Raw genomic sequence first — 15,378 nt, forward strand, 5'->3', positions numbered from 1 at the left:
CACTAAAGCAACTGCTTCTTGCTTAAATTCGGTTGTATAAGTTTTGTTTTTTCGTTTTGTCATTTAACACCTCAATATTAGATCATTGTCCATTATTAAAGTGTCCTGCTCAATTAAACCAGTTCAGTATTACCACAATGGAAAAGTATATTTGCGTACAATTCCCTCACTAGTATTATCAGATGAACTCTGACTACCCAGACATTGAGTAGTGAGCCGGCAAATAACGGCTCGTGGCGTATTTCGTGAGTTATGATTAGGCCGCTATTTTTAAATGCAAAAATAGCTTTCTTTATCCTATGAATGCGTTTGTTTGATTTGTGACATGGTCTCTTTTATAGAATTTTGAGTACGCTCATTATTCAGCTCTGGCTCGAACTCACGCTCAATTTTTTCCTTAAAGTTACCATCGAAGTCATTCTCTAATTCCGTATCAAATAACTCATCAAAGCGCTCAGGGTTTTCGTTGCAAGGTTGATCATTGTAATCCGAATAATCAAAAGTGCCCTCCTGAATATCTTCGAGCAGAAAAACCATCATTTTATAAAACAGCACTTTTACACCACGATAGTTCAGTTGCTTATTAGCATAAACATCAGGCTCGATAATTGACCAAAGCCCCTCAAAATCAGGGTTTTCTTTGTTTAACATTAAATGATTAATTTTATGGTCGTTTTTGAGAATGATACTGCGGATTGAGTCAACTAAAGTTAGAAGATCCTGCGTTGATATATATCTAAACATATATATGCTCCTTAATTTTTATATGGGCGTTAAGCCGCAGTTACGGCTTTTAACTAAAAAGGAACGAGGAAGGGGAAATATTAAGAAAGCGAACCCGAAGGTTCGCTTGTTTAAGTTTTTAATTTGGCGTATTTAATTTAACTGGCCTTCTTCACACTCTTCCCACTCATTGAAAAGACTGTCTTCATCGGCTGTGCGCCATATTTCGTATACATAAGTAATTTCTGGGATTTCTCTGATATTGAAAGAGAAATGGAAGCCTTCAGACTTATCGTCATTACGAATACAAGGCACTGCAGGTACTACGGTTTGAAATGCTAAGCTTTCGCCTTGTTGAATAACTCGTCCTTCATATAGGTTTTCAAAACGAGGAGTAAGACTCGCAAGACCACCATTAATATGGCTCACCTTAACATTCTCAATCGTATAAGCACTATCCATAGCACTCAGCTCCCATTGCACATAGCCTTCTTCTAAAAATGGACGCGAGCTTGCACTAAAGCCATTTGCAAATGGTGGAATTGTTTCATATGGAAGTGGGTGCCATAAGCTTTCGCCATCTTCATTAATACTTCGTAAGCGAACACCTTTCGCTTCTGATAATGGATCAACTTTAACAACAAAATCATATTGTGGTGCATCGTCTATTAAATCAGTCGCTGAATAACGGAATGTATAAATACCTGGTTTGGTAAACACTTGACCGCGTGTGGCAGGACAATCAGCTTCATCAGGATAACTTGTGAATTCACCACCTTCAGGCGTGCTAATTAACTCTTCATGGGTGAAGACTTCATCACCATCAGCATCAACCGTAACTGGGCGATGTAATAATGACATGCACGGTAAGATTTGATAGTAATCTTCACCTGGCTGCAATCTCCCCCAGCTACGTGCCCACACAACTGAACGAATTTCAGGCGCAGTATTGGTAAGTTTTGCAAGGCCATCATCTTCTGCATAAGTTTTTGCAAAAAGTCCGCGGTCATCTTCAACAATCAAGCGCGCAGTATATGAGCCTGGTACGTCAGTTACCACACGAGCACGACGATACTCTTGAGTTTCAGGTTCAATAACTGGCTCAATAACCGCGTTACTGCCATCTGGACGGTCAACAAGTTCCCAATGGAATGTCATTGGATCATCATTTGGGTCTTCACTTGATGCATCAAATACGAGTGCATCACCTACAATCACTGATTTAGATTGAGCATCTACACCACGTGTTGAAGGCTGCCCATTAACATTACCAATTTTAGCTTCCATTGTTGCATCGGTTGTTAGTTGATTAACACCATCAGATATGACCATTCGCACTTTATACATGCCTTCAACATCAAGCTCTTGAATCTTTTTGCCCATCGGCTTCCAAGAACCAATATCAACTAATTCAGCAGTACTTGTTTCTGGCTTTTCAATAAGTTCCGCACTGATTATTTGTAATGCCTCCCCTTCTGGATCATAGCCTGAAAAATTAAACTCAGCGCGCAAACCAACTTCTTGCTCACCAATGCTATAAGAAGGGAAATAGCCTGTTGCTAGTAACTCCCCGACGGGTGCTTTGTTTTCATTAGACTCAGGATCTTTCTTTACGGTTACAAGGACTTCACGCTCTTCACTTTTTCTTGCACCATCAAACACGAACAGTACCAATGAATACTCACCCGCAACTACCGGCGTAAAAGTAAGTGTATCTGTTGTTCTTCCTGCTAATTCTGGTAATGGAATAGCATCTGGCTCAACAGGACTGTAAGCCCATTTCCAACGGTATTGTAAAGACGCTCCTTCAGGGTCATTACTTTGTGATGCATCAAGCGTAACTGTTTGCCCAAGCTTAACCGTCACATCATCAGCAATCGCAACAGGTGGAGCATTACCTGATGAAACAGTTACGGTAACCGTTTTTGGTTCACTGGCAATATTTCCGTAATAAACAACCAACTCAAGTTTGTAATCTCCAGCTACATCAACAAATAGAGTAGCTAAACTAAGTGTTTCATTGCTTAAATAACCCGCACTTTCAGCCGGTTTTTCAACAATCTTCCATTGATAATCTAAACTGCCTGTCTCGCCTGTAGGAGGTAAACTAGCACTTGCATCTAGGCCGACACTCGTTGTGCCCAAACTTACACTGTATACAGGCTCAGTGATTGCTGTCGGATATGGTGATGTTGCATTAAAAGTAATGCGTGTTGCTTCACTGTTATTAACACCGTCATTAACAATAAGACTAACGACATATTCACCAGGAAGATCAGCCACAAAATCGGTGCTAAGACTATCATTGCTGGTTAAAACCGCTTCACTTTGTTCTGGGCGAGAAATAAGTTGCCATTGATAACTGAGCTCTTTGTTATCTGCGCTACTACTTTGATCAGCACTTAGTTGAATTTGTACTGCACCATCTTTAAGTGAAAACGTTGTTTGTTCTGTACTGCTTGTGATGACAGCCGTCGGTTTTTGTTCAACAACAACAGGGGTGCTATCGTCGTTACCACCACCTCCACCACAAGCGGTTAGCGCTAAAGCTAGCCCTATAGCGGTGAATGTATGTAGCATCAATTTCATCGGGGTCTCCTTGCTGGTTTTTCTGGCAATTAAAATTGTAAAGTTAAGCTAAGCTTGGCTGTGCGCCCTGGGGCTGGCACAAGTCCTAAGCTCAATGCGTCTAAGTAGTAACGATCGGTAATATTATCGATAGTAAAATCAAGGGTCGCCGTATCGTTAAATTGGTATGAACTGTAGAAATCTAAAAGGTTATAGCTGTGCCATAGCACAGGCTCATTAAAACCTGTTGGTGCGTTGTATCGAGGAATTGAGTTTCTCTCGCCCATAAAGGTAGCGCGTAAACCAGTCTCGAATTTTTGATCAAAAAGACGTAACCCTAAATGCAAGCTGGCATGCCAGTTAGGCGGGATCATATTATTTATGTAGCTCTCAGGGATCCCCCAGTCATTACAGTAATAGCGTACATAGCTACCAACATTACACACTTCAATATGGGAATATTTAGTGCCACTTAATTCAACTAACCAAAAAGGTGTTGTGTAACTAAAGTTCAACTCAACACCATTAAGATCTAAACTGTCGATATTGCGCATGTGGAAAAAATCGAGCATACCGCCTTGTGATTGCTCCCATGCATTTGGTTGTGTTCGAGTCAAATAGTCATCTACATGATTCTCGAAATAGGCAAGCTTTATAGCCAGTTGCTCTGTGTTATTCGCTATTTTTTCGTTTAAATAATTAATACCCAATTCTTGGTTTTTGGCATGCTCAGGTTTCAGAGGGATATCAAGCACAGGGCTCACAGACCAGCCCGAAGTACTTTCAAACAAGCTTGGCATGCGTAAAGCTTCTGCGTGTCTAATGTATAATTGAAGACTGTCTAACGCTTGCCATGTTAAAGCAATAAGCGGCGCACTGCCTGAGTGACTATTCTGATAATTTACAGGGACACAGCCTCCTTGCCCATCAGGTGTGCATGCGGGATCATTGGGCTTAAGCTCTAAAGGATTATTATCTTTTGAAGAGAAATGACTAAAGCGTAATCCTGCTTCTAATTGCCACTGCTTTGTAATTTGCCAATCGACGGCGCTAAAAGCACTAAACTCTTTACGCCAACCGCTTCTTGAACCAGCATAAAAACCTTCTGTTTGGGGCGTGTCGGTATCCATATCTTCCCACTGCCCAGCAATGCCATAGCTCAATGCAAGTTCGCCATGATTGTAGAACATCATTTTATTACTAAATTCAGCACCCCAACGCTGATAGTCATCTTTTCGAGCTATGTTATCGGCAATATCAACTGAGCCGGGGCGAGGTGTATTAAGATCTGTAATCGCATCTGTGTGCCACAAATTAGCCGAAAAGTCGGCCCAATCATAAGTAAGCGGTTGCCATTTGTATTTTAATGTATAGGTATGGTTTGTTACTTCGCTGTCAAGCCATTGTCTTGCTTGACCAAAAGAGCGAATTTGCGAAGGCATCATTTCGCCATATTCGCTGTTATAAAGGATATAACTCATCTCTAAGCTATGATCTTTTGGCATCACCAAGTTCGTTTTAAGTAATACCGACTCACTATTGAAGTTTGTATTTGGTATACGCTCATTAGCACGAAATCTTGACGCACCTTCCACAGACACAGGAGTCTCGGTATACCAAGCCATTTTAACCGGCTCACCATAAATCAATTCGGGTTTAGGGCCATGGCTACCTGCATAATAATTGCCTTGTTCACGCTTAGCGTAAGCACCAACTAAGTCACCCCAACTAAAGCGTTTTGCAGCAGCGACACTCCCCGCGTAACTCGCAAACTCTAACAAACTAGGTCTGTCCATTCCTTCTTCGGGGGCAAAATGCTCAGGCATCAAGTACTGTTCAGTACAATATGTTGGAAAGCGACAGTCTGAGCGATAAGCATTACGAGGGAGATAATAGCCTGCATAGGTTCCAGGCTGAGGTGCGTTTGAGCTATTACCAATAGCACTCGCTCTTAAACGTACACCTGACAGTTCACCTTCTTTGACAATATCGTCAGCATTAAGAGTGCTTACACTCACTAATCCGCCCGTCGCACCGGTCCCTTGCGCGTCCATAACAGGGCCTTTACTAATCGTCATTGAGCCAATTAAATCGGGGTCAATATAACTGCGGCTAGAGACACCTGAATACCCTCGATAAACAGTTGTTTCTTGGCGACTTCCATCAATAATAACTGGCACACGGCCTTGACCTTGCATACCGCGGATATTGATGTCTAAACCACCTGAGTTGCGGTTCTCACTGACTAATACCCCAGGTGTACCTTGGAATATATCGCCAACACTGGTACCGCGAAATCGTTCAATATCTTGCTGAGTGATGACGTTTACCGATTTTGCCTCGGTATAGGTTTTATTTTTTAGTTTATTGTGTTGTCCCTGAACTTGAATAGTATCAAGAGTAATCACATCTGATTGTGGCTTTGCTTTAATGATCCAAGCATTTTGAGCAATCAAAAACGCTTCTAATGAGGTTGATTGTAAAAGTTTATTTAAAGCAGTTTCTGTGCTGTAGCGTCCTTTAAGCTCTAACGCGGAGATATTTTTTACGATTTGCTCATCAAAGCTCAGTGTGATCCCTGCTTGTCGTGAAAGCAGCGTTAATGAATCACCTAGATTACCTGCAGGTAAGTCAAATTGAACTAATGTGAAATTAGCTGAACTAGCTGATGATTGCGCCGCATAAATTGGGGTCACAGACAACAGGCTCGAAACAAATATGGCACAGCTAGAAAGCAATACACGAGACGGCATGTGAGTTTCCTTTTTTCGTTACATACCTATAAAGCCGAACGAAAAATGAAAAGCCGTAAAAATAAATGAGAATTATTTTACTTTGGTAAAATTTCTGCCCAGAAACGGGTCAGATAGTTAAGCTTTGCGCCCAATGACTGTGCGACAGTTGATAAAATTAAATCTGTATCTGAAAGCTGAAATACACCAGAAATTAGCGTATCGTTTAAACTTGGATGGCAACGAATATGGCCGCTTCGATAACGAGCCAACTCGTGTAAAAAATCGGCAAGCGGCATGGCTCTAGCAGTGAGTAGATTTTGACGCCAGCTACTGTAATCAAAAACCCCAGTATTTAAAGCAAATTGTTTATTGGAAAAGAGTTGATACGTCGAGCCTGCTTGTAGGGATAAACTCTTTTCACCTGCCTCTGCACTGTAATGCAGTAGGCCTTTGTTTACTTGTACAATCGCATGGCTTGCCTCATGACGAACAAATACTTCTGCGTTTTGAGTGGCAAATACGCCATGAGCTGTGTGTAGTTGAACAGGTGCATCAATAGCTGCGGTTTTTAAAAATAACTCGCCTTGCGTGAGCCTAATCGAATTACTCTTCTGCTCATCAATTTCTACCGTACTGTGGCGGTTTAACCATAGTTGGCTACTTTTGAAAACGGTAAATTTTTCGCGACTATTTCTGGTTGATAAATCGGCACTTAAATAATGACGAACGCCTTGCTGCTCAGCTAAAAAAGCCACACCTGCTACACTTAGTGTCGTACCAAGCGCGCCTTTGAGCAAACGTCTACGCTGTAGATTATCAATTTCATGGTCTGTTTTTTGTAATGTTTCTCGTGCATACCCGGCGGACTTAATAGCAACATCACTAAATGCTTTATCAAGGTGTAGTAACCGAGCACATGCCAGCTCATGCAATGGATCTGCACTGCGCCACTTCACAAAATATGCCTGCTCTGCCTCACTGATGCTGCCAGATTCAATTTTAATTTGCCATCTAATTGCTTGTTGAACTATGTGTTCTGGAATATGAGCTTGATTGTGATTGAGTCTAAAATTCATCAGATTTAGCTGTCAAAATAAACAAGTTGGTAGCACTGTAGTGTTGCTTTAGCGATATATTTTTCGACTGAAGATAAACTTACTTTTAGTTCGTTTGCGACATCTTTATAGCTCATGCCATCCAATCTAACCATTAGAAAAGCTTTTTTTTCTTTTGCTTTCAAACCCGTGAGTAACTTGTCAATTTGCTCAAGTAAGTTAAGCAACTCCAATTGTTCTTCGGGCGAAAAGTAGTCAGCCTCAGGCATTGATTCGAGCATGCTTTGATAATTACGTTCAAGCACTTGCCTGCGTAATTGATCTGTCATCAAGTTACCAGCAACTTTCGTAAGCCAGGCACGTGGGCTACGCATATCATCATAAAGCATTGGCTTATTTAACAATTTGATAAACGTATCTTGCGCCAGATCCTGGGCATTATCAGCATTACTCGTTCGCTTAGCAATCCAACGAACTAACCATTCGTGGTGTTCTTGATACATCGAGTTGAACCCAGTTCTGTTAGTGGTCTTGCTAGTCAAAATTTACAAAGTCCCGTTGCGTGGCAGGTGGACATTATAAACAATAATCATTCTCATTCAAGTGTATTTATTAGGTAAACCTTCTTAATTATTAATTAAAGTGAAATTCTTTTTAATTATCAGCCATTGCATGAGGAATACGATCTATTAAAGGTTTAAACAAATAACTCAGCATCGAACGCTCTCCATTTTTAACAAATGCTTGAACTGGCATCCCCGGCTGTAACACTAAATCTTTTAGCAACGCTTGTTCATTGACTCGAATAGTTACTTGATAATAAGGCTGCCCAGTTCGTTGGTCGTTGACAATATCTTGTGTCAGGCTATCTATATTGCCTTTAACTTTCGGTGTCGTACTGGTATTGAAAGCATTAAATAGTAGATCTACTTCTTGACCAAGTAAGATGCTATCAATTAGATGAACCGGTACTTTCGCATCCACAATAAGACTTTGGCCTTTAGGCATTATTTCCATTAATAATTGTGATTGGGATACTACATCACCAAACGCATTAAGGCCTACAACTTGACCAGCTGCTGGTGCGCGAACTTCACTATTATCCAGGCTAAATTGAGCCGTAATAATCTGCTGTTTGAAATGACTAATATTCGCTTGATTGGTAGCCATCTGTTGACTGAGGTCTTGCTTGTAAGCTTTTATTGTCTGTTGTAATTGAGTGTCTTGCTCTAATAATCTGGCCTGTTGTGCTTTTAGTTCTGCTTGTGAGTTTGCTGAATCAGCGCTGATCTCCGCAGCTTGTGCCTGTAATTGATAAAGTTTTTCTTGTGATTGATAGCCTTTATCTACTAAAGCTTGTGTGTCTCTAAGCCAATTTTTATATACAGCCAATTGCTGTTGCTGACTGGCAACCACATTTTGTAGGCCTAAAATTCTCGATTGCGTAGTGTGTTTGTTATTTTCTAACAGTAAGAGTTTTGCATCCTGCGTTGCTTTTCTTTGTACAAACAATTGCTGATGCAAGCGCATAGCCTCTTCGGCTTGTGGTAATGCTATTTCGGTTAACGCTGATGAATAGTGCAACTTCGGCGTTAGTGTAAACTCAGCATATAAACGTTCTTTTTCTGCCAGTGCCATATAATATTGAGTTGTTGCGGCCTCAAGCTGACTTTTAGCGACTCGGTTATCGAGGGTCACTAAAGGCTGATTTTTCTCAACCCATTGACCATTTTGCACTAACAACTGGGCAAGCACCCCACTTTGTGGAGCTTGTATTTGTTTTTTTCTCCCAGATACAATAACTTGACCTTCAATCACAGCACCTTTATCCAGTGGTGCAAAGGCTCCCCAAAGTAAAAAAACACCCAAACTTAGTGCAGTCATAATCCAGCCCCAAAGAATGTACTTACGACCTGCTATGCCGTGTTGAGCATTCATGCTATTGCCACTCCCTGTTGACTTTGTTTGGCTCTTTGCATGGCGTTTAACACGTTTTCTTTAGCGCCAAATGCCTGAACATGGCCTTTGTTTAGTAACAAAATTTTATCGCTCATAGCTAAAATATTCGCTCTGTGAGTTATGAATATCACACTACTGCCAGCTTGCTTTAACGTTTTGATTGTTGCTGCTAACGCAGCCTCACCGCTATCATCTAAATTCGCATTTGCTTCATCTAAAATAACCACCTTAGGATCAGCATACACTGCTCTTGCAAGGCCTATGCGCTGTTTTTCGCCGCCCGATAAACCGGTTCCTGCTTCACCTAGTTGCGTTTCATAACCATTGCTTAACTTGAGTATCATGTCATGGACCCCAGCCAACTTCGCGGCTTTAATCACCAAGTGATCATCCACCTCGCCAAATCGTGCAATATTTTGCGCGATACTGCCTGCAAAAAGGCTCACATTCTGTGGTAAATAACCAATAAAAGGGCCTAAGCTTTGTTTATTCCACTGAAATACATCTGCGCCATCTAAACGCACTTTACCTATACGCGGCTCCCAAATACCGCATAGCATTCTCGCAATTGATGATTTACCAGCACCTGAGGGGCCTATAATGGCCAAAATTTCTGCTGGTTCAAGCTCAAAACTAATATTTTTAAGAACAGGATGCTGAGCCATTGGTGGGATTAAAGTGGCGTTCTCAATGGTTAATTTACCGCTTGGTTTAGGTAAACAAAGCCCTTCCTTTACTGATGGATATTGACATAACAAGCCATTTAAACGTTGTTGTGATTGCTTAACTGATTGCCATTGTTTAAAAGCACCAACCAATTGCTCAACTGGCGAGAGCATACGTCCTGCCAAAATAGAGCCCGCAATCATCATTCCAGCTGTTATTTCTCCCGCAACAGCCAACCATGCGCCTGCACCTAGCATCATTGACTGTAATGCGAGTCGTAAAACTTTACTGGTTGCAGTAAGAACAGAACTTAAATTACTCGCTTCACTTTGATGGCAAATTCCAGCCCAGTGCTCTGACTGCCATCGTTCTTGTAAGTTTTGCTGCATACCCATGGCTTGAGCAACTTCGGCATTATTAATGATATCGCTGGCGAGTCTGTTAGCATTTGTAGTTGCTTGTGAGGCTAAAACTAGAGACTGTTTAGCCCATAATTCATTTGCTAAAGCTAAAGCAAATAACACTAAACTACCAACCAATGCGAGCGTGCCCAATAAAGGGTGAAAAAAGAACAAAATGACTAAGAAAATAGGCGCCCAAGGCGCATCAAAAAAGGCAAACACGCTACTCCCTGTCATAAACTGACGAACTTGATTAAGATCGTTAATCAGTAGTCCTGAGTTAGCGTTACCAGTTTTAAGTTGATGTTGATATAACGCATTAAATACACGGTTGTGTAAAGTTTTATCAAATTGTTGACTAATGCTTATTAATACTCGGCTCCGGATCCACTCCAGCCCCCCCATTAATAAGAAAAATACCGCAACCATCGAAGAGATTAGCCATAAGGTGTCTAAATTTGCTGAGCTCAAAACGCGATCATAAACCTGCAACATGTAGATTGCAGGCAACAGCATTAATACATTAATGACAGCACTAAACCCTGCAACATGATAAAAACTGCGCATTTGCAGCTTTAAAGCATCTTTAAGTGGTTTACTAAGCGCTTGCGAAGCGTTCATTTAAACCTCGTTGTACGAACTGGTTTAAACAATGCTGCCGCAGTTAACAAAAACAGCCAACGCCAGTCTAAACTGCCGCCATTACCATAGCTAAGTGACTCACTGTCTTTTGCTTTGGCTTCTGCATCCACATACAAGGTTGCTAGGGCAGCAAAACGACTATTCACATCGCTATCCTTACAATTAACTGTCAATGTATAAACCCCTGTCTGTGGCGAAATAACCATACTGCCTTGCGGCTCTAGTGGCGAATCAGGTTGCCAGTCGCCAATCGCTGTTTCCCCCGTTGCTTTACAGTCTGTTGCATTAAAACTGGACCAAGTCACTTCGGCTTGCTCTCCTTGCTTTATAGTCCCTGGAGTTATGCTGATTGACACTGAGCCTGTCGGCTGTTGAGCACTTAAATCTACTTCAAATACAGTACCGAATTTATCATTGAGGTATTTATTACCAGAATTATCGGTATACCCTCGGCCACCATATAAGGTGGTGCCGTATAAGTTACCGTTTGCAGCTAACATGATACCGGTTGGCACTTTGCCGTCGGCATCAACATCTATCCCCGCTTTAAAAGAGTGTACATGTTCAAAACCACTTTCAACGACCACGCCATTTTCAACTTTAATATCTGCGAGGCGAATACGATAAATGGTGCCATTCCCGGTTACTTCCCCGAATTCCGAGGGGTAGGGGTTGCCTTGCTTTACGCTTATAACTTCATCTTTATGGACACCGCCCCCCATCGTTGTACCATAAAGGTAGCCATTGTCCGTAATCGCCATTGGTCCGCGGGGCTGGCTACCATCTAGGTCACTAAATGTATGCACTAACACAAAATCAGAACCATCTTTTTTTACTCTAAATACAGAGCCAAAAGGGTTACTGCCATCATAATGAGGATATTCTGTATGGATGAGATTTTCTTTATCGGTCACAGAATATAAGGCATAGCTACCACCACAAATGCCATTATCAAATTTTGCCTCTTGCTGATTATGAACGATTATTCCTTTTGTTTTACAAGTACCTACCGACGTGGTGCCGTATAAATAACCTTGTTGGTCTTCAACCAAATAGGTGGCTATACGCGCAGCTTCACCTCTTGTCCACGGAACTTCTCCCTCGGCTAAGGTAAACTCGTGTATAATTTCAGGGCTTTGTACTGGGTCGTTACTTAAGTCCATTGCGTAGAGGGCGCCGACAATAAAATCATCATCAATCGAGAGTGTATCTAAAAATGGTGTGCCTCTGGGGTAGGCCAAATAGCCAAATAATGTATTACCACTCAATAACATACCTCCCGCACCAGTATAATAACCATGCGGGTTATTGTTAAAACGGTGCATTTCAATCAAGGTATTATCGGCGTCTAAGCGCATTAACCGCGAGTAAGATTCGCCGTCTGTGTCTATAAACAGTAGCCGCCCCTGCTGATCAAAAATGGGCTGAACGTTAGGTTGACTGCTAAGCTCTTCCTCATTGTTATCAAAAACAATATTTTTATTACTGCCATCTGAGTGGACATAAAAAATGTTACCATCTAAATCAATACTATAAAGCCTATCGAGCTGTGGATGCTCAGCAAAACCCACGTATGATTTAATATCTTTAGCCAATGAAAAATAATGACCTTGCACCGGCGCCAGCCCCCACATATTTGCTGCCCTAGTGTCGTTACCAAAAATATCTACATGTCCTGTGGATGATATTCCTAGCAGTTGGTCTCGCTCAGCATTATAGATAGGGGGTGCATAGGGTTTCCCTGCCGTAGGCCAACCTTCAGGGCCACTATAATGAAGTGAAGTCAGGTAATTTACACTAACATCGTCAACCGCCGTGTTAGCAAGGCAAGAAAGCGGCAAAGTGAATAAAAAAATGCAGAGTGTTTTCATAGCTAGCTCAATAAATTTTAAGTAGCACTGCAGCAAAGCTACAGTGCAGTTAGATTATGCAACGAGTTCGTATTCGACAAAGCTTGAAACACCAATAGTGTCAAGTGATGCAAAGCTAGCAGCACCAGTGTCGTTTAGGGTTAAGTCAATTCCATTGTCAGATAGTAAAGTAGTGAAGTAATCAAACTCCGCATCTTTTAAGCCATCTACAATGTTATGGGTGGTATTGTCACCGGTTGTACGGTCAATCACATTGCCGCTTGCATCAATACCGGCATTTAGGCCTATGGTATCTAGACCATCGAAACTAACTAACTCATCAGTGAAGCTGTATTCACCGTTAGCATCTTGAGTGATGCCGTAACCAAAGGAAATTGAGGCAATTTCACCGTAAATTGTATGAGATGGGCTAGAGAAGAAGGTGTAATCTAAGTAAGAACCATCAGCAGCCTGGATGATAAAGCCTAGGCTGCCATCGCTTGAAGTGCCCTCTTGCACAAATTGCGTGCCAGAGAACGTGCCAAAGCTCCCCCAAAAACCTAAATCTACAATAGGATCTGGATTTTCAGTACCAGCGAAACTACCAATGCTTTCATCGTAAGTTGTATCCGTAAAAAACTCACTTGCGTAGGTGAAAAAGTCATTTAAACTGCCGTAGCTATAATTTGCACCATATGAAACTTGTATAGACATAATATTTCCTTTTCTGTTTTTGTAATGACCTAGAGGTCTGAAATAGTCATATCAATTGCGCGCCAGATTGATATGACTGGGTTAATTAGCAAAACTGGTTGCTAATTTAGCTTTTAATTTTGTTACGAAAGCGTCTACCAACTAATAAGCCAAGAGCAAAGATTACACCGCCAAATGCCCCACCACTGCTGCTATTATCTTCTGGTTCAGGCTCTGGTTCTGGTTCTGGTTCTGGTTCTGGTGCAGGATTAACTAAAATATCCAAAGTTTGAACATAGTCAGTTTGGTCGTTATCTTGGCAAGTTAGAATGTATGATTTGTTGCCATCAGTGCTTGGCTCGATAGTTTCGGTACCACTGGTTTCTTTTGCACCTTCCCAGTCACCACTAGCCGTACATTGGCTTAAGTTAGATGTTTGCCAATTTAACTCTACGCTTTCTCCTAAGGTGATTTCGGTAACTGAAGAAGTAAAGTTCAGCTCTGGTTTTGGATTTACAACCACATTAACTAACTGAACATGTGTTTTTTGGTCAGTGTCTTGGCAACTTAATAAATAAGATTGTTCACCTTCAGAGCTTGGCTCAATTGATTCAGTACCACTGGTTTCTTTCGCACCTTGCCAATCGCCACTGGCAGTACATTGGCTTAAGTTGGTTGACTGCCAGTTGACTTCAACACTCTCTCCTAAAGTTATTTCTGAAGTTTGAGTGGTAAACTCCATAGCGTGTTGTTTTACAGTGAATTGATATACGCTTCCTGTTTCTGTTGCCGCGTCGCCATTGGTAGCACCGTAAATAATTTGTTCGCCATTCACTAGCGCACCAACACTTAAACCTACTGGTAAAGGTGAGGCTTGATCTGCAAAGTGGAGTACAAGCTGAAAATTGTCTTGCTCTTTATCAAGGTCACGTGCGTCTGTACTTATATTAATGCGAAATAGCACACCTGAATTATCGTCACTGCCTCCGGCGGTTGTTGTACCATAAATATTTCCATCTGCTGCAACTACAAGTGGGCCCGCTGGCGTTTTACCATTTAGGTTTGTTTCTGCTTCATCTTGTTCTGAACCAAATGTATGTAACACGGTAAATGCGTCTAAATTGGTTTTGTGGGCACGCCATACTGTTTTAGCTGACGTTCCATATAACCAATCACCGCTTTCTACTAACGAGTTTGTTGCTAAGGTATGGTCATCGATAAGACCATGTAGGTTATTAGAAAAGGTTTTTAAAATTTGTACTTCTGAGCTGCCATCCGTTTTAACATTGGTTAAATCTAGCTTAAACAAGGTGCCGCTTGGGAAGTCGCCATCTTCTAAGCCTTCGGTACTGCCTGCTCCATCAGACTTTGAAGATTTATGCGCAAGGCCATAAATAGCATTATCTTGTTCACTGTATATCAGTGAGGCAGGCGCTTCACCTTTAGTAAAAATATTGCCCTGTTTATATTCATCACGGCTAAAGTCAATCAGTACAGCGATTTCACCTTCACTATTAAGGCGCAGTAATGCACTATAATCACTACCTCGTTCATAAGCGGCAAAATAGATGTTGTCTTGTGCATCTATCGCCATCAAGCCTTGTACTCGGAAGTCTCCGCCATTAATACTAGAGAGATCCAAATGCGATAGTGCATCCTCTATTACTTCACCTTCACTCCATTTGAATAATGTTCTGTTTGCGCCACCGTAAACAATTCCCTGACTATCAACCACGGTATTCGTTACAAAGGCTAGCGTGTCGTTATTAACTTCGTTTATATATGTGGTGTAGTCGGTTAACTCGCCTTCGGTTAATTGGGGAGTGAAGCTATAAATACCCGACTGCGTTAGCGTGGCAAAGTCACTACCACCACCAGAAAGAAAAGTACCTACTAATTTACCATTATGGGTATTTAATGTCGGTGGTTTTGCAGGCATCATGCCTTTATCGCCGCCCATCATAATAGTCGGCGGTGTACCAAATGCATGTAATTGTTGTAGGTTAATTTCAGCGGCACTTGCAAGATTTGCGCTAAACAATGCACTGGTAATAAGGGCTAGCTTAAAGGTATGTCGCATTTTTAT

General features: G+C 41.5%; 10 protein-coding genes. All 10 read right to left on the bottom strand.

The features are described 5' to 3' along the window. Positions 1–297: 297 nt before the first annotated feature. The 10 genes from ABMY41_RS16890 to ABMY41_RS16935 all read right to left on the bottom strand — a co-directional run bounded on the left by ABMY41_RS16890 (position 298) and on the right by ABMY41_RS16935 (position 15,372). Entirely contained in the window at positions 298–744 is a 447-nt protein-coding gene (locus ABMY41_RS16890; protein ID WP_349275546.1) for a hypothetical protein, read from the bottom strand. 132 nt (positions 745–876) lie between these two features. After that, positions 877–3,312: an Ig-like domain-containing protein gene (locus ABMY41_RS16895; protein ID WP_349275548.1), complete on the bottom strand. Its 2,436-nt coding sequence runs from the start codon at positions 3,310–3,312 to the stop codon at positions 877–879. 29 nt (positions 3,313–3,341) lie between these two features. Beyond that, positions 3,342–6,044, bottom strand: coding sequence for a TonB-dependent receptor (locus tag ABMY41_RS16900; RefSeq protein WP_349275550.1), 2,703 nt, complete (start codon positions 6,042–6,044; stop codon positions 3,342–3,344). 77 nt (positions 6,045–6,121) lie between these two features. Next, on the bottom strand, positions 6,122–7,102 hold the full coding sequence (locus ABMY41_RS16905; RefSeq protein WP_287245707.1) for a DUF4880 domain-containing protein: 981 nt from the start codon (positions 7,100–7,102) through the stop codon (positions 6,122–6,124). A 5-nt stretch (positions 7,103–7,107) separates the two neighbouring features. Next, positions 7,108–7,584, bottom strand: coding sequence for a sigma-70 family RNA polymerase sigma factor (locus ABMY41_RS16910; protein WP_251601408.1), 477 nt, complete (start codon positions 7,582–7,584; stop codon positions 7,108–7,110). A 151-nt stretch (positions 7,585–7,735) separates the two neighbouring features. Then, entirely contained in the window at positions 7,736–9,019 is a 1,284-nt protein-coding gene (locus ABMY41_RS16915; protein ID WP_251601406.1) for an HlyD family type I secretion periplasmic adaptor subunit, read from the bottom strand. Then, a complete protein-coding gene (locus tag ABMY41_RS16920; RefSeq protein WP_235378206.1) occupies positions 9,016–10,728 on the bottom strand; it encodes a type I secretion system permease/ATPase in 1,713 nt (570 codons plus the stop codon). Before ABMY41_RS16920 ends, ABMY41_RS16915 begins: the two co-directional genes overlap by 4 nt. After that, entirely contained in the window at positions 10,725–12,620 is a 1,896-nt protein-coding gene (locus tag ABMY41_RS16925) for a hypothetical protein (RefSeq protein WP_251601404.1), read from the bottom strand. Before ABMY41_RS16925 ends, ABMY41_RS16920 begins: the two co-directional genes overlap by 4 nt. Positions 12,621–12,674: 54 nt before the next feature. Then, entirely contained in the window at positions 12,675–13,313 is a 639-nt protein-coding gene (locus ABMY41_RS16930) for a heme acquisition protein HasA (RefSeq protein ID WP_187489367.1), read from the bottom strand. A 106-nt stretch (positions 13,314–13,419) separates the two neighbouring features. Further along, complete coding sequence (locus ABMY41_RS16935) at positions 13,420–15,372, bottom strand: choice-of-anchor tandem repeat GloVer-containing protein (protein ID WP_289097263.1); 1,953 nt, start codon at positions 15,370–15,372, stop codon at positions 13,420–13,422. Positions 15,373–15,378: the final 6 nt, after the last annotated feature.

The organism is Pseudoalteromonas sp. BZA4 (assembly GCF_040104395.1).
Lineage (GTDB): Bacteria > Pseudomonadota > Gammaproteobacteria > Enterobacterales > Alteromonadaceae > Pseudoalteromonas.